This is a genomic window from Lactobacillus amylovorus DSM 20531 (assembly GCF_002706375.1).
GTDB lineage: Bacteria > Bacillota > Bacilli > Lactobacillales > Lactobacillaceae > Lactobacillus > Lactobacillus amylovorus.
This window is the reverse complement of sequence record NZ_CP017706.1, coordinates 137232-160518: the sequence shown is the minus strand read 5'-3', so window position 1 is coordinate 160518 and position 23287 is coordinate 137232. Positions and strand designations below refer to the sequence as shown.

The 23287-nt window shown below is 36.5% G+C and carries 15 protein-coding genes and 3 pseudogenes; 10 read left to right on the top strand and 8 right to left on the bottom strand.

Annotated features, from left to right (window positions below; all coding sequences use genetic code 11):
- Positions 1–31: 31 nt before the first annotated feature.
- A pseudogene (locus LA20531_RS11970) lies at positions 32–1238 on the top strand (replication-associated recombination protein A).
- A 4-nt stretch (positions 1239–1242) separates the two neighbouring features.
- On the opposite strand, the gene LA20531_RS00755 reads toward LA20531_RS11970, so the two are convergent.
- Both LA20531_RS00755 and lepB read right to left on the bottom strand, forming a co-directional pair.
- The gene (locus tag LA20531_RS00755) at positions 1243–1434 is read right to left on the bottom strand and encodes an LBP_cg2779 family protein (protein WP_056940046.1); all 192 of its coding nucleotides are present in this window, start codon (positions 1432–1434) and stop codon (positions 1243–1245) included.
- A 63-nt stretch (positions 1435–1497) separates the two neighbouring features.
- Positions 1498–2064: a signal peptidase I gene (gene lepB / locus LA20531_RS00750; protein WP_056940045.1), complete on the bottom strand. Its 567-nt coding sequence runs from the start codon at positions 2062–2064 to the stop codon at positions 1498–1500.
- Between the two features lie 87 nt (positions 2065–2151).
- Between lepB and LA20531_RS00745 the strand changes: the two genes are divergently transcribed.
- From LA20531_RS00745 to LA20531_RS00730, 4 genes are read left to right on the top strand one after another with little or no spacing between them, the layout of a single operon-like run.
- Positions 2152–2895 carry a hypothetical protein gene (locus LA20531_RS00745; protein ID WP_013438060.1) on the top strand — a complete coding sequence of 248 codons (744 nt, stop codon included), beginning with the start codon at positions 2152–2154 and terminating at the stop codon, positions 2893–2895.
- Between the two features lie 3 nt (positions 2896–2898).
- On the top strand, positions 2899–3882 hold the full coding sequence (locus LA20531_RS00740; RefSeq protein ID WP_056940044.1) for an ABC transporter permease: 984 nt from the start codon (positions 2899–2901) through the stop codon (positions 3880–3882).
- On the top strand, positions 3857–5239 hold the full coding sequence (locus LA20531_RS00735; RefSeq protein ID WP_056940043.1) for an RsmB/NOP family class I SAM-dependent RNA methyltransferase: 1383 nt from the start codon (positions 3857–3859) through the stop codon (positions 5237–5239). Before LA20531_RS00740 ends, LA20531_RS00735 begins: the two co-directional genes overlap by 26 nt.
- Entirely contained in the window at positions 5236–6027 is a 792-nt protein-coding gene (locus tag LA20531_RS00730; RefSeq protein WP_056940042.1) for a Cof-type HAD-IIB family hydrolase, read from the top strand. The genes LA20531_RS00735 and LA20531_RS00730 overlap by 4 nt, the downstream gene beginning before the upstream one ends.
- Positions 6028–6098: 71 nt before the next feature.
- On the opposite strand, the pseudogene LA20531_RS00725 reads toward LA20531_RS00730, so the two are convergent.
- Both LA20531_RS00725 and LA20531_RS00720 read right to left on the bottom strand, forming a co-directional pair.
- Positions 6099–7087, bottom strand: a pseudogene (locus LA20531_RS00725) (Gfo/Idh/MocA family protein).
- Positions 7084–7709, bottom strand: a pseudogene (locus tag LA20531_RS00720) (ribose-5-phosphate isomerase A). The pseudogenes LA20531_RS00725 and LA20531_RS00720 overlap by 4 nt, the downstream one beginning before the upstream one ends.
- A gap of 251 nt (positions 7710–7960) precedes the next feature.
- Between LA20531_RS00720 and LA20531_RS00715 the strand changes: the two are divergent.
- Entirely contained in the window at positions 7961–8758 is a 798-nt protein-coding gene (locus tag LA20531_RS00715) for a MurR/RpiR family transcriptional regulator (protein ID WP_236704151.1), read from the top strand.
- Here the strand turns inward: LA20531_RS00715 and fni are convergent.
- Genes fni through mvk form a run of 4 tightly spaced genes read right to left on the bottom strand, consistent with a single transcriptional unit; the run spans position 8755 to position 12782 of the window.
- Positions 8755–9771: a type 2 isopentenyl-diphosphate Delta-isomerase gene (gene fni / locus LA20531_RS00710; protein ID WP_056940041.1), complete on the bottom strand. Its 1017-nt coding sequence runs from the start codon at positions 9769–9771 to the stop codon at positions 8755–8757. The genes LA20531_RS00715 and fni overlap by 4 nt on opposite strands.
- Positions 9772–9783: 12 nt before the next feature.
- The gene (locus LA20531_RS00705; RefSeq protein WP_013438053.1) at positions 9784–10866 is read right to left on the bottom strand and encodes a phosphomevalonate kinase; all 1083 of its coding nucleotides are present in this window, start codon (positions 10864–10866) and stop codon (positions 9784–9786) included.
- Between the two features lie 42 nt (positions 10867–10908).
- Complete coding sequence (gene mvaD, locus LA20531_RS00700) at positions 10909–11874, bottom strand: diphosphomevalonate decarboxylase (protein WP_056940040.1); 966 nt, start codon at positions 11872–11874, stop codon at positions 10909–10911.
- Positions 11874–12782: a mevalonate kinase gene (gene mvk / locus LA20531_RS00695; protein WP_056940039.1), complete on the bottom strand. Its 909-nt coding sequence runs from the start codon at positions 12780–12782 to the stop codon at positions 11874–11876. Before mvk ends, mvaD begins: the two co-directional genes overlap by 1 nt.
- Before the next feature lie 79 nt (positions 12783–12861).
- Between mvk and LA20531_RS00690 the strand changes: the two genes are divergently transcribed.
- The 4 genes from LA20531_RS00690 to LA20531_RS00675 are packed head-to-tail and all read left to right on the top strand — an operon-like array spanning position 12862 to position 23267.
- Entirely contained in the window at positions 12862–16344 is a 3483-nt protein-coding gene (locus LA20531_RS00690; RefSeq protein ID WP_056940038.1) for a PD-(D/E)XK nuclease family protein, read from the top strand.
- A gap of 2 nt (positions 16345–16346) precedes the next feature.
- Positions 16347–19967, top strand: a complete 3621-nt coding sequence (addA, locus tag LA20531_RS00685) for a helicase-exonuclease AddAB subunit AddA (protein WP_056940037.1) — start codon at positions 16347–16349, stop codon at positions 19965–19967.
- Positions 19968–19986: 19 nt separating this feature from the next.
- Positions 19987–22767 (top strand): helicase C-terminal domain-containing protein, encoded by a 2781-nt coding sequence (locus LA20531_RS00680; protein WP_056940036.1) that lies wholly within the window; start codon positions 19987–19989, stop codon positions 22765–22767.
- A gap of 2 nt (positions 22768–22769) precedes the next feature.
- Positions 22770–23267, top strand: coding sequence for a hypothetical protein (locus LA20531_RS00675; protein ID WP_056940035.1), 498 nt, complete (start codon positions 22770–22772; stop codon positions 23265–23267).
- Positions 23268–23287: the final 20 nt, after the last annotated feature.

Below are 23287 nucleotides of genomic sequence, written 5' to 3'. Positions count from 1 at the left end.
TTCTTGTTATAATTGTTTCGAGGTAAAAATTATGAAGGAAGAATCGCTTTTTTCCTTAGCCAATGAAAATGAGAGTACACCGCTAGCAGATCGTGTTAGGTCGCAGAATCTGTCTGAATTTGTAGGGCAGGATGATTTGATAGGCCCTGGCAAAATCTTGCGCGAATTGATTGAAAAAGATCGTGTTCCTTCGTTGATCTTGTGGGGACCACCTGGAACGGGAAAGACGATTGTCTTTATCGATGAAATCCATCGCTTTAATAAGGCACAACAAGATGCCTTTTTGCCCTTTGTCGAACGTGGAAGCATTACCTTAATTGGGGCAACGACTGAAAATCCATCATTTGAGGTTAATTCAGCGTTGCTCAGCGTGCAAAAGCATTCGTTCTTCATTCTTTATCAACTGATGATATTATTCATTTGCTGAAAAATGCTATTAATAACCAAGCAGGATTTCCTGGATTAGATGTCCAAATATCTGATGAAAATCTGCGTATGATTGCGGAATTTAGCAATGGGGATGCACGCAGCAGCCTGAATACGCGTGAAAATGCCGTTTTAAATGGTAAGAAGAGGGTAGTTGTAGTGCAACAGTTAATCAACACTAAGTCTCTACGCTATGATAAAAAAGGTGATGAACACTATAACTTAATCTCGGCCTTGCACAAATCAATGCGTAATAGTGATGTTGTTGCTGCAGTTTACTGGGTGAATCGCATGTTAGACTTTATATATTGCGCGTCGATTAGTCAGATTTGCTAGTGAAGATGTGGGTCTAGCCGATACAAATAGTGAACGTAGCGATTAATACTTTTCAAGCTTGTAAATTTATCGGAATGCCAGAATGCGGCGTGCATCTGACTGAATGCGTCATTTATCTGGCTTGCACACCGAAATCGAATTCAGTTTATGTTGCTCAACAAGAGGCGGAAAAGGCAATCAAGAGAACGGGCAATTTACCTGTACCGCTTCAAATTAGAAATGCACCAACTAAACTGATGAAGGATTTAAATTATGGCAAGGATTACCAATATGCTCAAGATGCACCAGATAAGTTGACTAACATGAAAACCATGCCGCCGGAATTAGAGGGCAGTCAATTCTATCATCCAAGTGAGCAGGGCAATGAGATTCGTTTTAAGAAGAGAATTGTGCAAATTAAAAAGTGGCACGAAAAAATGGATAAGAAAAAAGCTTCATTTCACACACGAAAATGGAGCTTTTTCATACATCTATAACTAATTAAGCATTGGCAGACATGTAGTCATAAATTTGGTTAACTTCTTCAGCAGTAAATGAACCTTCACCAGTTTTCATAGCGTGAACTTTTTCAACTGAAAGGTGACTAGTAAAAGCCAAATCAGTATCATTTACATGGTGCTTTACTTGAAAATCAATAATTGCGTCTGTTAATTCTTCTTGTTGCTCATTCATAATAATTTCTCCTTACACCTCAATTTTAACCAAACTGTCCATAAAAATAAAATTTTTAGCTAATTAAAATGTTCTCCACTGGTTGAATGGCCAATAACGGAAGATTACTCGACCAACAAGAGCACTTCGTTTAACAAAACCGAAGTACCGTGAATCCTTTGATACATCTCTGTGGTCACCCATGACGAAGTATGAATCCTTTGGCACTCGTTCTTTTAAAGTGAAATTGTTGGTATAAAGCTCGCCAAGCTTGTGAGCTTTTCTTTCGTAGCTGTTATTTAAATATGGCTCAGGGATGTTTTTACCATTGATATAAAGCTTATCGTTCTTGGAAGTAACCATATCACCAGGTGTACCAATTACACGTTTGATATAAAGCGCACCTTTTTGATCTGGAGCCTTCAAAATGACGATATCGTTTCGCTTAGGAGTGAAGTGGCGTACCGCAATTAAACGGTCGCCGTTTTCAAAAGTAGGTTGCATCGACGGACCTGAGACCGTTTCGTTAGATAGGAAAAAGCTAAAAATGAAGTAGTAGATTCCCATCAGAATCGCAAACATAATAATGATGTCGAGAACAAAGCGACCAATGCTTTCGTCATCATTTTTCTTTTTGGTATTTTCTGCCATAAAAATTCTCCTTATATTACCTACTGTTTTTATTATAACTGATTTCTAGCGCTTTGAATGTTAAAATCATTAAGTAGGTATAAAGATATGACAGAATATATAACGAAAATTAATCAACTTGATCAAGAACTAGATAATGAAATTGTTCATCGTCAGGTTAACGAAATAAGACAAATTGATAATTATGTAAAAAAGCAAAAGCCCTTGCCTCAAGCACCAAATATGCTGGGGTTATTGCCAGATCAATTTGAAGATATTCTAGCAGATATTGGTGAAGACAAAAGAAGCAGTTTAACGGCAATTAATAATCTATTCAATAATTGTCGTCAGTACCTATCTTTAGAATATGGCATTTGGTCTATTGCCAATCTAGAAACTGCCGGTTTAATTAAAGATAAACTTGGTATTACAAAAGCTTTAGAAATTATGGCCGGAAATGCTTTTTGGTCTAAAGCACTTGAAGAAGTTGGCATAGAAGTGATTAGTACAGATTCTTTAGAATGGGCTAAGACCTCTAAAACTGGTTCAGAACCATTTCACCAAGTGCTAGATTTAGCAGCTAGCGACGCTATTAAGAAATATCGTGATGTAGATCTAGTTTTGTGTTCGTGGTCACCAAATTTTGGTCAAAGCGATTTAAAGACAGTTAAGGCTTGGCGGACGTATAATAAATCAAGTTACTTATTGTTTATAGGAGAGCGAGACGGGGCAACAAATTCGCCCCAGTTTTGGCGAAGCGACTGGTTTAAAAAGACGCCGGAGTTAGCAGAAATAAATCGTTCGTTTAAGAGTTATGATTTTATTGATGAACAGATATTTGAAATTAGATAAATAATGAATTTTAAAAAGATTTTATTGCTTTTCATACCGCTATTGGCATTTCTGGGTATGGGGACTATGCTCTCTAATATTGATTCAGGCCATGCGGATGAATTATTAGAAGCACACGGACTAACAAATAATACTCGCTACTTTAGAACTAATAGCAAAGAAAGTATTAGTTCATTTTTGCGTTACATAGATAAAAATTATGCCAACCATCAATTGCAGCTGCATCTTGATAGCAATTATGAGAAAAAGCAGGTTTTAGTGTGGGCTAATCATACTGTTAAGAGTCTGCCGACAGAAGAAGGACGCTACTTTTCTCCAGATGATTTTAAGGGCAAGGTTTCTTTTGCAGTTTTAGGTCCAGCAACTGAAGTTAATTTGCTTAATGTGCAAAACAATAAATATGTTGTTTTGGGGCAAAATTACTATTCAGTAATTGGTGAATTTAAAGATTATCCTCAAGTAGAAATGGATAAATATTACCTAAGTACTGGGATTGATCAACCAACTGCCAAGGATCAATTAAGAAATTATCGGATAGTCATTGATGGTGCACCTAATGTGTTAGACAGAATTGCCAAACATTACCACGCACAGTTGCACGTGCCATCTTTTGTTAAAGAGCATCACCGTGATTGTTGGTCAGTTGTACCTTATATTTTGCTGTTGCTTGTTGCCGAACTATTTGGTATTGGCGGCAATGTATTGCTAGCTATTTTAATTAAGCGACAAGCTAAATTAACGCGTCTGCACGGAGATTTATTGCGTAACTGGGTAATCAACCGAAGCGTACGTTTATTCATGATAGAGGGTGCTTTAAGCATCTTTACGTATATCTTTTTGAGATATCATGCTTTTTATTCTACATATAGTTCTCTTATCATTACGTTGATAGTTAGTTGGCTGATATTCATTGCCGCATTCTGTGTGACAATTTATTGCTTAGCGAGAAAGGATAGAAAAATTGTTAAACCTGCCAAAAGATTTTAAAGACAAATATCGTGATTTACTGGGGGCAGAACAAGCAGAAAAAATGTTTACTGCTATGAATGAGAGCAGTAAAAAGGCCTTTAGAGTAAATACTTTAAAAAATAAAACGCAAATTTCATACAGTTTAGATAATCCAGTGCCCGAAATTAAGCATGCATACTACGGTGAAATTAGTGGTGAAGATCCTGAATGGGTAAGTGGTTATGTTTATTCTCAAGATCCTGCAGCCATGTTTCCTGCCGCAATTAGTACTGTTAAACCGGGTGAAAAGGTTTTGGATCTTTGTGCTGCTCCAGGAGGCAAAACCACAGCTTTAGGTGAGCAGTTAGAAAATAAGGGTCTGCTTGTTGCTAATGAGATCTCTGTTTCTAGAGCCAAAATATTGCGTGAAAATGTAGAGCGCTGGGGCATTAGTAATGCCTTAGTCACAAATGAAACGCCAGAAAATTTGGCTGCAGCTTTTCCTGATTTCTTTGATGTAATCTTAGTTGATGCACCATGTAGTGGGGAAGGGATGTTTAGAAAGAACCCTGAAGCGATTGATTATTGGTCACAAGCTTATGTGTTAACTTGCGCTCAACGACAAAGAATGATTTTGGCTGAAGCGGTAAAGATGCTTAAACCAGGTGGTCGCTTGGTTTATTCAACTTGTACGTTTGCACCAGAAGAAGATGAAAAAATCGTAAATTGGCTCACCCAAGAATATGATTTTACTATTTTAGACAGTCAAATAAAGGATGAGCGCATTAGTGCCGGTCGTCCAGAATGGGGCAATGATAATCCTGACTTAACCAGGACATTGCGTTTTTGGCCACAAGATGGCGTTGGTGAAGGGCAATTTGCGGCGATTTTGCAAAAGCCAGGTGAAATAGAACAGGTTGCCAAGAAAAAGCTTAAAAATAAGAAAAATAAGCGTAATGCATTGTGTTTGACCAAGAATGAACAAGAACTAGTGGGCGAGGCAATCGATAAGTTCAACTTGCCTGAAGAACTAGCTGATTGGCGTAAAAAGGCGCTGGTAAGCAATGATCATGTTTTTGTACCTGCAATTGAATTCACTGGTAAAACTAAATTACATATTTTAAACAACGGTGTAGAACTGGGTGTTTTAAAGAAAAAGCGCTTTGAGCCAGGACATCAATTGGCTGAAGTGCTAGGTCAAGTAGAACAAAAGCGCGTGATTGATTTAGCTGATGACAAAGAATATCAAGATTATCTACACGGTGAGACTATCAAAGTAAAGAGCGATCTACGTGGTTTTGTTTTGGTAAGCTATAAAAAGATGATCTTTAGTTTTGGTAAAGTTGCTGGTAATCAAGTTTTGAAGAACTTTTATCCAAAGGGATTGAGAAAATGATTAAATTAATTGCAACAGACATGGATGGTACGTGGCTTAACGACGACAAAGATTATGATCGTGAAATTTTTAAACGAGAATTTAAAGAGATGCGCAAGCGAGACATTAAGTTTGTTGTTGCAAGTGGCAATCAGTATGCTAATTTGATGACACGTTTTCCTGATGTGATTGATCAGATTTATTTTGTGGCAGAAAACGGTGCCTTGGTAGCTCAAGAAAAGCAAATTTTGCACGTTGATGCTTTAAGTGATGAGTTATATCAAACTTTGCTCAAGATTACGGATGAGTATCATTATCCAGCAATTGTTATGGGGCTAGTTAGTGCATACGTCAAAAAGAGTAATGATCCAGCTTATGTTCAAGAAATGAAGAAGTATGTTGAACACTTGGAGGTAGTTGATTCATTTGATGAAATCGATGACCGAATTTTCAAGCTTAGTTTAACAGTACCGGAAGATGAGATACCAATTGTGCTAGAGCAATTAAAACAAAAATATCCTGAAATTGGTTTTGTTTCTGGTGCGGCTGACTCGATTGATATGCAGACGAAAGGCATGAATAAAGCCGTCGGGTTAGAATATTTGAGTCAAAAATTGGGTATTAAACCAAGTGAAATGGTTGCTTTTGGTGATAGTGGCAATGACGTAGGGATGCTTAAGTATGCAGGACGCAGCTATGCCACTGCCACAGCTTTAAAAGAAGCTAAAATGGCAGCTGATCAAATTATTGGTTCAAGCAATGAAAGTACAGTGCAAAAAGAAATTTTGCGTTTACTTAATCTAAATTAAAATATTTTTGATTATGTAAAATAAAACAGCAGATGTTACGACATCTGCTGTTTTTAGTTTATATTAATTAATTATTTTTCATCGTCAAAAGGATATTTCATCCCCCATGAAGTTCTAACACTAGTCAAAATGTGAGCGATATCGTGTGACATTTGAAGTTGACCATCGTCATGGCCTTGATCAATATATCTTTGCATATCTTGTACTTCGTATTCTAAGGCCTTGTCGCTGTTACCAGCCGTAATCTTGTCATGCTTTTCTTCATGAGCACTGGCAGTGTAGGTAATATCTGCTTCAGTAGCACGTGGATATTGATTAATTTCAACGTAGCCTTTGGTCCCTGAAACAACACTGCGCTTTGGTTGTTTAGCTCTATGGCCAAAGCCATAACTACCATTTGATCCTTAGTGTTCTTCATAATGATGCCTGATTGTTCATCTACGCTAGTTTCAAAGAATTTCACTGTAGTCAGAATGCTTTCAGGGCTTTCATCTAAAAATGTTCTGGCAAAAGCAGTTGCGTAGCCACCGATATCGAGCAAAGCACCACCAGCTAAATCTTTGTTAAAGAAGCGGTTCTTTGGATCATAATCTTTCAGAGAACCAAAGTTAACTTGAATCATCTTGATTTGACCTAATTTACCGGCTTTGATTAAGTCGGTTATCTTCTTGTAGATAGGCATATGGTACAAGGTAAAGCCTTCAGTCAAAATCAAGCCTTTTTCTTTAGCTAATTTTTCTACTTCATCAAATTGACGTGCGTTTACTGTAATTGCTTTTTCACAAAAAACATGTTTACCAGCGTTCAATGCTTTCTTGATGTACTCGTAGTGGAAAGTATGAGGAGTAGCAATATGAATGATGTCAATGTTAGGATCAGCAATCATTTTATCTGGATCAGTGTAGGTCTTCTTAATATGCTTTTCTGTAGCGAATTTCTTAAGCATTTCTTCGTTGACATCTGCAACTGCGTAAACTTCGCCATTTACGGTGTTCAAAGCGTCAGCCATTTCATGTGCGATCCAACCTGTACCAATCATTCCCCAGTTATATTTTGTCATTTTAAATCACCTTTCTTTAGCTCAATTGCATCATTGTTTTCATTTGTAGTAATGAGCGAGGTAACCAAGTTTTTGAAATAGGACGTTGCTACCACGCCATTTTGATCGTTAAGTTTAGAGACCAGATTGTCGATCTCGGTCCATGTAGACGAGAGAGCATCAACGAGTAAATTGCCTTGTGGGCTTCTAGCTAAGGATGCCACTTTAGATCCTTGACAAATTTCCATCTTTAGGCCCATAGATTCACCAGTATTGATTACTTGTTTCACCGTTGATGGAGCGACTTCAATGCATAATGGAATCTTATTTGATAGTTCTTTGTGAATCCTCTCAGAAGGCAAGGGTAAGATATATTCATCACTCATTTGTGCAGCAATTTTTTATATAAATGAATACCGCCACCACTTTTTAAAGCATTGAGATTGTAATCAACACTGTCGCAACCATCAAAAGCTAGATCAACATGATTGATTCTATCGAGTGCATCAACCTGTAATCCGATAGATTTACAATTAAGTCTAGTTAATTCTGAAGGAGAACAGAGCTGAATGTCTAATTTAGCTTCTTTAATAGCTTGAGCTAGATTGAATACGTTGTGGCCACCGCCTAAGCTAACGGGCATACCATTTTTTATTTTGCTCAATGCCAGTTCACTAATCGTAGTAATAAAAATAACCTCGTAAATAATTTTTATATAGCAATTATTCATGTAATTAATTTACATAAGCGATAGTACGATGAAAACAATTTACAGTCAATAAAAATTTACATTTTTAAAATAAATGTGTAAATTATTTTCACATGATATACTTTTAGTAGGAAGTGAACAACATGACAACAATAATTGATAAAATGTATAGTTAATTGCCAGCCATGTCGCAAAGTGATCAAAAAGTTGCTAAGCAAGTTTTGGCTGATCCAGAACAGATCGTTAATAGTACAATTTCTGAACTAGCCAAAACTGCAGCCGTTAGTGGTGCTTCAGTAACGCGTTTTTGCCATAATCTTGGTTTAACCGGTTTTCACGATTTGAAAATTCAATTGGCTCAAGTTTCTGGCAATGAAAAAAGCCATTCTTTGCAAAAAATTGCAAAGGATGACTTAAAAACTGCATTAAAGCAGATCGGTGATAATAAAGTAGCAGAAGTAGAAGCTACTTTGAATAATATTGATAGTCAGGTATTAAAGAAAGTACTAGATTTGTTAACTAGTAGCAAAATAGTTCAAGTTTCGGCAGAAGGTGACACATATCCTGTAGCTGAAGATGCAGTTTATAAATTTAATCAAATTGGCATCTTTGCGATGGCTTCAGGCGGTAATGTGGAAACTGCCATTGCTCAAAGCATGAATCTAACTGCTCAAGATTGTTTACTCGTGATTTCTAATTCTGGTGAATCCGCAGCACTGCTTAAGCAAATTAAAGTTGCTAAGGAGCAGGGAATTCGAGTGATTGCAATTACTAATAGAGCTGATTCACCGATCGCACTGGAAGCAGATTATCACTTGCAAACTGCTGTCAGACAAACAGTTTTGCAAACGCAGTATTACTTCTCAAGAGTAGCTGCCTTTACTATGATTGAAGCTATCTTTCTTTTGCTGATCTCACAAGATGATGAACGAATAGAGCATATTAAAAAGCATGAGGAGATTATCTCTAATCAAAAGATTTAAAGTAACTGATCGATTTGATTTTTCAAAGGCAGATCATAATACTTTTTGATTTGAGGTAGGGATGCAAGACTTTTTTGACCATAAATAGCAATTAAGGCAGCCAGTTCGTTTTTCCAAGCAGAGATAAATTGCTCTAAGCCTGCAACACCATTTTGATTATATTCTTGTAAAAAGACATTGGAGATGCCGACGTATTGTCCACCTAGTACTAATCCTTTTAATACGTCTAAAGGATTACGTACGCCACCAGAGACAATGAAGTTGACGTCTTCTTTTTTCGCCATTAATGCGGAAACAACTGTAGAGAGACCAAGATCTTCTAAATATGATACATCCCTTGAATTACGAGCATTTTCAATTTGAGCAAAATTGGTGCCACCACTGCCAGCAATGTCGAAATATTCAATGCCGGCGTTTTTTAGAGTATGGATAGTTGCTTCATCTAAACCAAAACCAACTTCCTTAATAATAATCGGAAGATCGATTTGATCACGTAATGCCTTAATATGATCTAACCAGAAAAAGTTGCGATCACCTTCGGGCATAGCGATTTCTTGAACCGTATTAAGGTGAATTTGCAAAGCATCAGCGTTTAACTCATGAATGATTTTATTAGTAGCTTCTACGGGTGTTTCTGGATTAATATTAATTATTAAAACACCGTCAGAATCTTCATTTCTGGCTACATAAAAACTATCTAATTGATCTTCTTCTTTAGCAAGGATGCTAGCAGATCCTAATGCAAGAGCAATCTTTTCTTTTGCAGCTACATGGCCTAGGGCTTTGTTTACGACTTTAGATTCTTGAGAGCCGCCAGTCATTGCATTGATAAAAAAAGGCGCAGAGACGCGTTTTTTAAACATCTCTACACCTAGTATTTGAGTATCAACTTTGGTTTCAGGCAAAGCAGGGCGAAGTAAATGTAATTGATCAAAACTATTGTATTTTTGCTTATTAAAAAACATCTGAGCTAGTTTCAGATGTTCTTCTTTTCTTTCGGATCTAGTTGACATATATATTCTCCGTTAACGAACTAAACTTATTTGGTGAACTCTAAAATTAAGGGGCAAAATGCCATTATGACGCCATTCGCTTTCAAGAGCGGCCACGTCAGTATTAGAATCGGTGATTACAATACCGCAATCGCCATTGCCTGCGCCAGAAGTCTTAGCAGCTCCACCAAAGTCTTCCGCAATTCTGATTAATTGAGTCAAACGTGGAATTTCAATGGCAATTTGGTTGATCTTAGCAAAGTGTTGCAATAATTTACGGTTAGCGCGAATTTGTTTTTTAATTAATGAAATATCGTTTGCTTCAAAACCAGCGATCATCTTTAAAACGCAGGCTCTAGAAGATGCTAAGAAGTTCTTGTATTCCATGTTCAAAGCAGCTTTGTTAGCGTTAGTTTCATCAACTAAGCGAGAAGTAGAAGCAGGCTTTTGACTCCAACCGATCATCAACTTCATATCCTTAGGTGGGTTGAGCAGTTGGATCTTTAAGCCAGGCCAAGCTTCATTAACTACTTCAGACAATGTCTTTTTATCAAGTTCATGTTTTAGCCAAGTTTTATCAAAGGTTTGGTAAGCAAGCCAACCACCATAGACACTAGCAGCGATGTCTCCTGCGGAGCCATTGCCCTGAACGGAATAGTGAGAGATGGCTGAAAGCTTGTAAACAAGCTCATTACTCGTTTTTACGCCATAAAAATGTAAAATAGCCTTAACAGTGGCTACAGTAACAGCAGCGCTTGAGCCCAAACCATATTTCTTACCGTCGGCAGAATCCAAGTCTGAATTAACATGCAGATCGTATACTTTCATCTTGATATTTTGTTCAATACAATATTGTTCTGTAAAGGAAATTGCAGACAAAATATACTCAAATGGGTTATCACGATTATCAATTACCATCTTAGAACCACGACGAACCCAGTGGATAGAATCCTGTGAATACTGCTTAGAGTGAATCAATCCAGTAGAAGTTTTGCTTTTGGTGATTGAAACGCGTACGAATTGATTAACCGCTACTAAAACAGCAGGACAGTCCTGCTCTAAAACTGCATATTCTCCGGCAATATATAACTTTCCAGGTGCTTTTTCTGTTATCAAAAGAATTAAATCCTCGAATCTATCTAACTTTCTATGTACAAATTAATCCAAATAAGTAACTCCAGGACCAAAACTTGCACTCACTATCTTAACATTATTGAATTCTGACTCAAAGTTTTCAATAATTTCTTTTATATTTCTTAATTGACAGAGTACTTTAATATTTGGACCAGCATCAATAGTATAGTAGCATTCAATACCTTTGTGGCGTAAATTTTCTATTAATTTTATAGCTTGGATGGTATCGGGTTCAAAATAAGTAAACTCTGGTTGAGCGGTTAAGTTAATTGCGTGCATCTCATTAGCGTTGAGTTCAGCTAGTTCGCCTAGGACAGTGAAATCTTCATCTTTAATAGCGCTAATCATCTTGTTTAGTTCAAGTTCATTACGTGCAAGCCATGGCTTAAAGAATGGGGAAGATTGAGCATCTTTCATGCCACGAGTTGATGAGATTTTCTTTTGTTTAGTGTTCAATTCAATTGCAAGTAGATGTAGATCTATTTTAGGGTGTTCATCTAAAGCATAAGCGTAAGAAGTCTCATCGGAATCGCCTTTTTGCCAAATGGAAAAACCACCGAAAACAGAACGACTTGCGGAACCTGAGCCAATTCTAGCCAAACGTGATAATAAGGTTTTATCCGCGTCAATATGATAATAGGCGCAAAAAGCTGCCGCCAGGGCCGCAAAAGCGGAACTAGAAGAAGCAAGACCTGCAGCTGTTGGAACGTGATTGGTAGATTTGATTACAAGATTTTCTTTATCTAAGTTAAATCTTTGTTGCAACTTCTCAATATAGTTAAAAACGCGTTGGCTGTTAGCAAAAGATTGCTTTTTATCATTTAAATAGAATTCATTTGTGTCTGTTCCTTTTTCAATGGAAGTATCGGTATAAAAAGCGTCAAGCGTCATTGATAGACTCGACATCAACGGAATTCTTAAAGTGGCGTCTTTTTTGCCCCAGTACTTGATTAAGGCGATGTTGGTATGTGCTCGTGCAGTTTTTGTCATTAAATTTCCTCGATCCAGCTGTTACTAATGATATCTTGGCACTTAGCTGCTATTTCATTAGCGATTTCTTGATTTTTACATAATGTGATAGTGATCCCGCCTAGGCCACCACCAGAGAGTTTAAAGCCTAAAGCACCGTTAGCTAAAGCAATTTTTTGTAATTGATCAATCTTAGCAGTAGAAATATTGAAAGAATGCAAAATTTCTTGTGCTTCATTAAAGATTTTTCCTACTGTTAGACTATCTTGTTTAAGCCAAGCTTGTTTGGTTAAATCAGCTAATTCACCTAAACGCTTCATATTGTTCTTGGCTGCTTCGGATTTATCTAGTAATGATCTTACTTGGGTAACAGCTTCTTTAGTATTGCCTAATTGCCCAGTATCCATGATTAAAAGGGTAGCACCCAGTTTTGCTTTAAGCATCTTAGGACCCATTTCCTTATTGAAAAATACTAGATAGTCTGAATTGACAGTAGCAGCATCAAGACCAGAGGCTTTGCCGTGATTAATCATTTCGGCATGGTTAGTAACCGCCATAATTTCTTTTTCGGTTAAGTTTAAATTGAAAAATTGATTTAATGCTTTAGTTGTACCAAGCGCCACGGTAGCACTGGAACCAAAACCACGTTCCATCGGAATTTCACCTGTATAAGTGATTTTTAAAGGCTGGGTATTCTTGGCTTTTTCACGCATGGTTTTAACCACATATTTAAGTCCATTGTATTCATCTGGTGCATCGAAGAAAGGACCATGATAGCGTGTGGTATCCATCCACATTTGATCAGAATCTTCAACTGTGGTTTTAATATGCAAAGCCTTAATGGGCATTGCTAAAGCATCATAGCCATAAACCACAGAGTGTTCACCAATAATAATCACTTTCCCGTGAGCTAAAAAACTACACTTCATTATTTAATCATCCTTAAAATAGATTTAATAAAAGATAGAACATTGTTGTGCTAGAATATTAAACAAGGAGTACGAACAAATGATCAAAATTCTAACAGGAAGACAAACCGACCCATTACAAGAAAAAATTCTGGAAGAAGCAGTGCGGAATTATCAGCAGCATCCAGAACATAAAACTTTTATCATTGTTCCTAATCATATTAAGTTTACCACAGAAGTTAGGGCAATTAATAAACTTGCAATCAGTAAAAATCAAAGTGAGACGGCAGTTAAGAATTTGCACGTCCTTTCTTTTTCTCGTCTTGCTTGGTTCTTCTTAAAAGATGCGGAACAAGGCTTGCCTACACAGCTAGATGATGCGGCAAGTGCAATGCTGCTTACGCATATCGTAGAACAAGAAAAAGATAAGCTAACCATCTTTGAAAATTCAAATACTGGTTTAATTAATCAGTTGTACAGTACTATTTTACAAATTTATGATGGCAACGTAAATTTAGAAGATATCGATGAAGATAGTTTAGATCAAGAAACTAAGAGTAAGGTCCACGATTTACGGATTATTTACGATGCTTTTATTAAAGAAATTGCAGGTAAATTTTCTACCAAAAATGAAGTTCAAGTTCAGTTGAATGAAATTTTGGCTAAGAATAAAAACCTGGGTAATACTAGTTTTTATTTCTGTGATTTTTCGCATTTTTCATTGCAAGAAACTTTAACTATTAAATTGCTGATGCGCAAGGCTAAAAATGTGGTTTTGGCTTTCAAAACAAGGCTAGGTGACATTAATCCGCAGGCCGAAGAGGGCGACTACGACTATGTAATCCAGCAGACGATCAGTCGTTTTACTTCATTTTTGCAAGAAAGAAAAATGGAGTATACGGTCAACAGCTTCCCTCTTTCACCAAAACCAACAAAACGCGAAATACTTAATAGTTTATGGACTGAAGCAATTTCAAAAACTGACGATTTAAATCAAGTACAGTTGGTAAAAGCAGATTCACGTTATGCCGAAGCATATTTTGTTGCACGTACGATTTATCAGCAGGTTGCTTTAAACAATTACCGTTATCATGATTTTTTGATCTTGGCACCAGATTTAAAGGAATACGAGACTTACTTAACGCCAATTTTAAGGCAGAATAAAATTCCTTTCTTCAATGACTTGCAGCAAGAGATGAAGTATCACCCTTTAGTTGTTTTAATTGAAAACCTGTTTAATCTGCATGATTTAAAAGGCAATCCTTTTACTACTTCGAGTATGCTAGCAATTTTAAAAACGCATTTGCTTATTCCGTCTTGGTATAAAGAAGAAGCCGAATATATTCATGATGTCGATGAATTAGAAAATTTTGTCTTGGCTCACGGTATTAATCACGGTTTGTGGCGTAAAAAGTTTTCTGACTTTGTGAATGCGGAAGTCATTCGTCTGGATAAGATGGATGAAGAAGTTGCTAAGATTGATCGCTTGCGTGGTTATCTGGTTGATAAAGTAACTAATTTATTTGAAAAATTAGCACAAGAGAAAGATAGTCAAAAGGCATTAACGATCTTTTTTGACTTTTTAACCGAAAATGGAATTGCCGCTAGACTAGAAAAATGGCGTGATGACGCTAATAATGCTGGAGACTTGCAACAAGCACAACAGCCAGAGCAATTGTGGGATTTGTTGATTCAATTGCTTAGTGACTATTTAATGATTAATCCTGAAGAATTTAATATGGATGAATTTTTCAATATGTTGATTAATGCCTTTAAGGAGGCTAACTTCTCGCAAATTCCATCCACGCTTGATGCAGTTAACTTATCTGAAATCGGAATGGTTCAGACTAGTGGCTATAAGCAGGTCTTCATTATTGGTGCAACTAGCGGTAATTTGCCAGCTATTCAAAAGATGCCAGGCTTTTTAACCACTGAAAACTTAGCTCAATTGCAGGATAGTTTTAGTTCAGATTCATATTTGGAAGATAATCAACAATTAAATAATTTGGATCAAAACTACCAATTTGGTTTATCACTGGCCTTAGCTCAAGACCGTGTGTATGTGTCATATCCTGTCTTAAATGCATCAAATGAGACGCTAAATTCTTCTATCTATTATCAACGCTTAAGCGACTATGGTGCTCGTGAATTTGAGCAGCATGATTTGCCAGAAAAAATGCAGGATCTCTTGTCATTTATTACAAATGCAGATGCCAGTTTAGGTTATTTGGCTTATATGAACTCATTAGCTAAGTCGTCAGCGATTACTAAATTGCTTCAGCTGACTCAAAAAGTATTGCCACAGAAAACGGATTCTGTTTTAGGTGCTAGTCAATTTGATAATCAACCAGAGGATATTGGTGAAGAACTAGCTACTAAGTTATATGGTGAAAATCTAAACGCATCAGTTTCTCAACTAGAAACTTTTTATAAAAATTCCTATGAATATTTCTTAACTTATGGTTTAAGATTACGACGCCGGTTTGAAAATGAATTTGATGTAATTCAAGCGGGCAATTACTTCCATGAAACCTTTGACCGTTTAGTAAAGCAACTTAATAAGCGTCACCTTGATTTGGCTGATCTTAATAGTACTGAGCTAGAAAGTATGCTTAATTCTGTGAGAGAAGTCATGAAGGATGAAGGAAAATATGCCCAGTTAATGAATGATCCGTTTAATCAGTATTTGTTCAAATGTCTGGATCATACAACCTCGAAAGTAGCTCACAATTGGCGCAAGTCACTAACTAAAACGCCACTTAGAGCTAAGTACTCTGAATTAAGTTTTGGGGTAGGAGAACGTCTTAAAGGTCTTAGTTTTGCAGTCCCTGATTTATCAGGCAATCACCATGTTGATTTACGCGGAAAAATGGACCGGGTAGATTTGGCTAACTTTGCCGACAAGGATCAAGTATTAGCACAGGTTATTGACTACAAGTCATCAGCTAAAAAGTTTGATTTAGGTATGTTTTACAATGGCATCGCCTTACAGATGGTTTCATATCTAGATGTTTTAGCTAATAATAATCAATTTTTTGCCGGAAGCGATCAATTGTCGTTATTAGGTGCATTTTATCAAACAGTTACTAGACAGTTAGAGAGACTGAACAGCAATAAGCTGATCGATAGTTCTATGAATCTTCGTCAAGCTGCAACTGATAGCAAGCCTAAATTGATGTACAATGGCATCATCAGTAACGACCCGGATATTTTAACGGAAGCTGAACCGTTACTAGAAGGAAGCACTAAGCAGGTTTCAGAGCTTTATACTGGTGTTAAAACTAAAGCTAAAGGTGGATTTAGTTTGCCTGCCAATCGTAGTTTCAGTGAAGAAGAAATTGAATTGTTGTTAGAGTATGATGAATATTTGATCAAGAAAGCATCAAGTCAGATTCTGTCCGGTAAGATTAGTTTGAATCCATATAAATATGGTAAGTCACAAAATGCTCTAACTTATTCAGACTTCAAGGATATCTTCTTCTTTGATGCGATGCTTAGACAAAATCAATACCATGAAATCAGTAATATGAAGAAAAAAGATCTGTTAGCTAAAATCAAAGAAAGATTAGGAAGAGAGGACTAATTTTGCCACAATTTACTAAAGAGCAAGAAAAAGCGATCAATGATCGTGGACACGATATTTTAGTTTCAGCTTCGGCTGGTAGTGGTAAAACTACAGTCTTGGTTGAACGGGTTTTGAGAGAAATTTTGGCAGGAACGCAAGTAAGTGAACTGTTGGTTGTGACATTTACTAAAGCAGCTGCAGAAGAAATGAAAACGAGAATAAAGAATGCCTTGACGCAAGAAATGGCTAAGCCAGGCGTCAATCGGAGATACTTGCGAGAACAACTGAATCAAGTGGATACTGCCAATATCTCAACTATTGATGCTTTTTGTCTTGAAGTAATTCATCGTTTCTATTATTCAGTAGATTTAGATCCTAGTTTTCAGATTCTAACCGACGAAACGCAGGCAGCTTTATTAAAAGAACGTGCTTTGCGAGAAGTTGAAGGTGAATTTTTAACTAATAAGGATTCTGACTTTAGACGTTTTTATGATAATTTTGCTGGTGACCGGGATGCTGACAGTCCGCGAGATTTGTTATTAGATTTGTATAACTATGCGATGGCTAAGCCAGAATATCATGCCTGGTTAATGCAATTGCCAGAGGTGTATGAAACTGGAGCTGAGATTACTCAGTCTAATTTATGGCAAAACCAAATTAAGCCATACTTATTAGATAGTTTTAAGGGCCTAGAAAATAAAATCAATGAGCGCTTAGAAGAGACTATCTTTGAAACCAAGGAACTAAAAAAAGTCAGAGAAGACTTCAGTTTGTTTGATCAAAACTTACAGAATTTCTTGGCAGCCTTGGATGAGGATAAACCATATGATGAGCAAAGAGATTTGCTGCGTTTGTGTACTTTTAATGGTATATACCGCAAGTCGAGTAAATGGGATGAAGATCTGCTAGAGTTCTACGGTGATTTGCAAAAGTTAAAAGATGAAGCCAAAAGTCAGGTCTTTGATACCTTTACGGCATTTTTTGCCACCGATGAAAAAGAACAAGTAAAAGTAATGCAAGATGGTCAAAAGATCGTAGCTGCGATTGCGCAAGCTGAAATCGCCCTAATTGAGCGTTTTAACAAGTTAAAACGTGATGAAAACTTGATTGATTATAGTGATATGGAGCAATTAGCCTATCGCATTCTCAGTCAGGATACGTCTAGCTCACAGATGGCTAGAGATTTTTATCAAAGTAAATTTAAAGAAATTCTGGTTGACGAGTATCAGGATATTAATGCTCTGCAGGAAAATATTATTCAACAGGTTAGACAACCAGGGAAGAATACCTTGTTCATGGTAGGGGATGTGAAGCAGTCAATTTATGGCTTTAGACAAGCTGAACCTAGTTTGTTCTTAAGAAAGTACCATGATTTTGCTCAAGAACAAAACGAACATGAAGAACGTATTTTGCTTTCGGATAATTTTAGATCAACCGAACCTGTAACTCGTACCGTCAATCATCTGTTTAATAGCATTTTGAGTCCTAATTTTGGTGGAATCGATTATCAAAAAGAAGGACAACTGGTTTTTGGTGCCAAATATTATCCAAGCAATTTGCCTAAGGCTAGTGAGGTAATCATTCATAAAAAAGAAAGAGGTGGAGACGAAAACAGCGATAAGGTCGATTTTTCAGAAATCCAAATGGTTTTAGCACGAATTAAGCAGCTAAAAGAAGAGCGCATGCAGGTATTCGATAGTAAAAGCGGACAAATGCGTGAGATGAAGTACAGTGATATTGCTATTTTGACTAGAAGTCATGGTGATAATCTGGAGATCATGCAGGAATTTGCCAAACAAGATATCCCCTTGTTTGTGACTGATGCCGAGAATTATTTTCAAACTTTCGAATTAACTGTCATTATGAATTATCTGAAAATTATCGATAATCCTGATCAGGACATTCCTCTAGTTACGGTTTTGCGTTCACCACTCTTTAATTTCGGTGAAAAAGACTTGGCTAAGATTAGAATTAAGAGTAAAAACAGCAGTTTTTATAGTGCCCTTACTTCATATGTTGGTGTGGGAGATCAGCTCAGCGATAAATGCAAAGACTTTTTGAATCAATTGGCATCGTTGCGTGAGTTTGCGACTACGCACAGAATTTCTGAATTAATTTGGAGTATTTATACACGAACCAATCTGTTAGAAATCATGACTGCTTTGCCTAATGGTGAGCAGCGTCGGGTCAATTTGGAAGCACTTTATGAGAGAGCTGCTTCTTATGAAAGTGCTGGCTTTAAAGGATTATATCAATTCATCAACTTTATTAATCGCATGCGTCAAAGTCAAAAGGATTTAGCTCAACCGCTTTTAACTAAAGAGGCGGGAAATGCAGTAAGATTGATGACTATCCACGGTTCTAAGGGTCTGGAATTTCCAATTGTCTTTTATTTAGGGATGCATCATCAGTATCAGTTGCACGATTTAAAGGGTAACTATGTCATTAATGCTGATGGTTTAGGTGTTACCTTAAGAGAGGAGCATTATCGAATTGACTCCTTAGTTAAGGCAATGGGTAATATTACTAAGAAAAGACAATTGCTTGAAGAAGAAGCTCGTATTCTCTATGTAGCTTTAACGCGAGCTAAGCAAAAGTTAATTATGGTTGGTGATATTCCTAGTTTTGATAAAAAGGTCAAAGACTGGTCTAACGAGTTGGATCATGAAGGTCAGTTATCATTGGCAGATAAATTAGCTGCAACAACACCATTAAGCTTTATGGGCCCCGCATTAGCTTTTGATCGTCGTGTAGCAATGAGAATTAGTGATATTACGAATTCGCTTGATCAGAGTCAGCCAATTCTCTTCGTAGATTTTTCAGATGATGATGCAATTGCAAATAATGCTGTCAATGAAGAAAAGGAAACTCGTAAAGATAGCGAGCCAGAAATTAAAACACTGACAGAAACTGCTACTAAGCTTTATCAATTTGATTATCCTTTTAAAGATGCAATTGCAACTACTGCTTACCAGGCTGTTTCTGAAATTAAAAAGGCCTTCAATGACCCAGATGAAGCGGAGCTGGAGAATTCGCATTTGCTGGCCTCAACTAACCGGTATTTGCAGCCGATCGATACGAAACCAAGTTTCCTCTATCAAACTAAGTTTACCGGGGCGGAGATCGGTACTGCCACACACTTGATTTTGCAATACTATGATTATACTGGTGACGGAAGTGATGAACAGCTTGAGCAAGAGATTCAGCATTTAATTGAACAGAAGAAATTGAATGCGGACATTGTTTCGAGTCTTAAAAAAGATCAAATTGAATGGTTTGTCCATAGTGATTTTGCTAAAGATTTTTGGCAAAGACCAGAAGATTTAAAAAGAGAAGTTGATTTCTCTAGTTTGCTGTCTGCCAGAACCTTGTTTGATGATTTTAGTGATCCAAATGCAAAAATTTTGGTTCATGGTACGATTGATGGCTATTTTATTATAAATAATGGTATTATTTTGTTTGACTACAAAACTGATCATGTAGACAAATCGCATTTAGATGAAGCAATAGAATTAATTAAAGAAAAATATACCGGACAGCTTCGTTTATATGAACGAGCATTAAATGAATTTAGTACTAAGAAAGTAATTGGAAAGTATTTAATTTTGCTTGATGCTAAACAAGCAGTAGAAGTTAAGTAAACAAGAAGGGAGGAGCAGGATGGCAAAAATATTCGCAAAAGATATCTTTGCTGTAGTGGATCTAGAAACTACAGGAACTCAACGAGAAAATGGCCATCACATTATTCAGTTTGGGTGTGCAATTATTAAAAATCTTAAAGTTGTCAAAACTTACTCTTTTATGATTAATCCCCATCGTGAAATACCTCAATCTGTTGTTAATTTAACTGGTATTAGTAATGAAGATGTGCAAAAGCAAAAAGATTTTGATTTTTATGCACCAAAAATAATCAAAATTTTGCAAAATACGGTATTTGTGGCTCATAATGTTGATTTTGATTTGCCATTCTTGAATTATGAATTAACGCAACATGGCTATGATGCGTTAACCAATAAAGCAATTGATACGGTTGAATTAGCTAAAATTGCTTTTCCAACTTTACCATCGTATAAGTTAAGCGATTTAACAGCTCAACTTGAAATTAAACATTTAAATCCGCATAAGGCTGATTCAGATGCCTATGGCACAGCTGTGCTGTTAATTAAAATTATTAAGCAGCTTGCAACTTTACCTCAAGCAACGCTTAATACGTTAAGTTCTTTGTCACATGGCTTAATTCGAGATACATCTTGGGTAATCACAACGATTGCGGATAGTCTAAGACAAGAAAAAAGGCCGTTACCTGCAGAATATATGCAGGTACGTAACATTATTTTGCAAAAGCAAAATGAGCATTTTGACAGTCATGGCGAAAATGGCACATTTCCGCAAAATGATAATGATAAGCGTAAGCTGTTTAAAGGAAAATTACATTTTCGTAGAGCACAAGTTGATTTAATCAATCATTTGCATCAGTTCATTAATAATCCTGAGAAAAACGCAATGTTGGTAGAAGCGCCTAACGGTACGGGGAAGACTTTTTCTTATATATTTGCTTATGCTTATCAGTTATATTCAGGAAGAAAATTGGTAATTGCGACACCAACTAAGGTTTTGCAAGAACAAGTAATGGAAAGAGAAATTCCACAGCTACTGAAGGTGACAAAGCTTGATTTGAAGGCTGAGGTTGTTAAATCAAGTAGTCGTTATCTAGACCTAGATGGTTTTGTGCAAACGATTTTCCAGAGGACGCCTAATAAGTCAACTTTGATTTTGCAGATGCAAATTTTGGTTTGGCTGACCAAAACTAAGACTGGCGATTTGGATGAGTTGAATTTAACCAATTACAATACACCGCTATTTGCTCAGATCCAACATCCGGGGGATGCTCGTGTGGGTAGTCGATTTGCGGAAGTTGATTTTTGGAATTTGGCTCGTCGTAAGCAAGAAGAAGCCGATATTTTAGTTACCAATCATGCTTATCTGGCTAACCACTATATGGATACTATCTGGGGTCAAAATCCTTATTTGGTAATTGATGAGGCTCACCGTTTTGCGGATAATGTAATTAGTTCTCGCAATGATTCCATGCGTTTTGAATCACTTTGGGGTGTCCTGAGTCATTTACGCAATTTGCTATATTATTCAAATGACAGCGTAGAAAGCCAATTTAACGATAATGTGCAGATCAATTTCTTATTGACTAAGCTAGATCCTATGATCTTGGAGTTAATCAATTTGATTAATGAGTTGCAAAAACAACTCTATGCACAGCATGATAATGCCATCAATAAGGTTAACTTGCCTAACGGGACTCTTGAACTTAGTTTTCAGGGTAAGGGCTTATTCAATCAAGATAGTCGTTTTAAACAAATATTGCCTAAGTTTCAACAAAAACTAGAAGAGGTTAGAGAATTAACCAATCAGACTTTGTTTGAACTTTATCATGAGCAAGAAAGAATGCTGGCAAATGTTGAAGCTTTAGTTAGCGACATTACTGAGCAAATCGATCGGTTAGACTATTATTCTGAAAAAGGCTATCAATTGGCCGACTTGTTATCCGATCAAAAGAATTTAGCTCAAGATGGCTTTATTTTGATGATCACTAATCCAGAGGATCCGCTCAGTACTAACTTAGATTGGTTAATGCTTGATGCAAGCGATGTTCTTAATCAAATTTATAGTCGTTTTGATCATATTGCATTTGTCAGTGCTACATTGACTAGTGATCATAATTTTGATTATGCAATTAGTCAGTTGGCTTTGAGCAAGATGAATTTAGTTAAGTATATTGGCAAGAGTACCTTTAATATGAAGAAACATTTGGAAGCTTTTGCTGTAACTAATATGCCTAATCCAGATAGTGAAGACTATCAAAAAGACATTGCTCAAATTATGGTTAACGATTTAGCAGATAAAAATCACGTGTTGGTTTTAATGACTAATCTTGATAAGATTCATGATGTCTTTACTGAAATTTTAAATGCACCTGAGCTGAAAGACTTTGAGATTTTGGCCCAAGGTATGTCAGGTTCCAACAATCGAATTGCTAAAAGATTTGTAATTGCTAAAAAAGCAATTATTATAGGAGCTGATAGTTTTTGGGAAGGAATTGATTTCCACGATTGTAGTATTGATACCGTATTTGCGGCTCGCCTTCCATTTGAGTCTCCAGATCAGCCTGAGGTGCGATTAAGGCAGAAGAAACTAGAGGACCAGGGAGTTAACGTATTTGAAAAAGATAGTCTTCCTCGCGCGATTATTCGCTTTAGACAAGGAATGGGACGCTTGATCCGTGGCGAACATGATCATGGACAATTCGTTATCTTGGATTCAAGGATCTGGACCAAAAATTATGGGGATGCATTTTTGCAGTCGATTCCTGTAAAAGTTGAAAAAGTAACATTGAAAGAACTAAAAAAGAAGTTAAGAAATAAATAGTTATGATACAAGATGATACAAGGCAAACAATTAAATTTGTAGCATGGGTAATTGGTTTAATCATTATTGCTTTCTTTGTAAGTATTGCAATTTTTTACGCTGCAGGCTCAAAGAGCAGGGGCAATGATCAAAGAATAGCTGAATTGGCTAGAAGCAAAACGCCAATTACCAATATCTCTAAGTATTATCATTTAGACCGTGGCACAAGAAGCTACGCAATTAATGGTACAAATAAAAAGGGGAAGGGCTACTACTTCATTTATTTGCCTAATTCTAAGAAGGCTTATTTATATCCTGCTAACAAGGGTGTAAGTGAAGTGAATATTAAAAATAAGTTTAAATCTTCTCATTCAGATGCTACAATTAATCATATTAATCTGGGTTGGTATAAAGGTGAAGCTGTTTGGGAAGTTGCTTACAAAAAGCAAAATGGCAATCTAGGTTATACTTTATATGAATTTAAAGATGGAAATGATATCTCAGAAGTCGATAATTTGTAGAAACTTTGGTATTATGTACA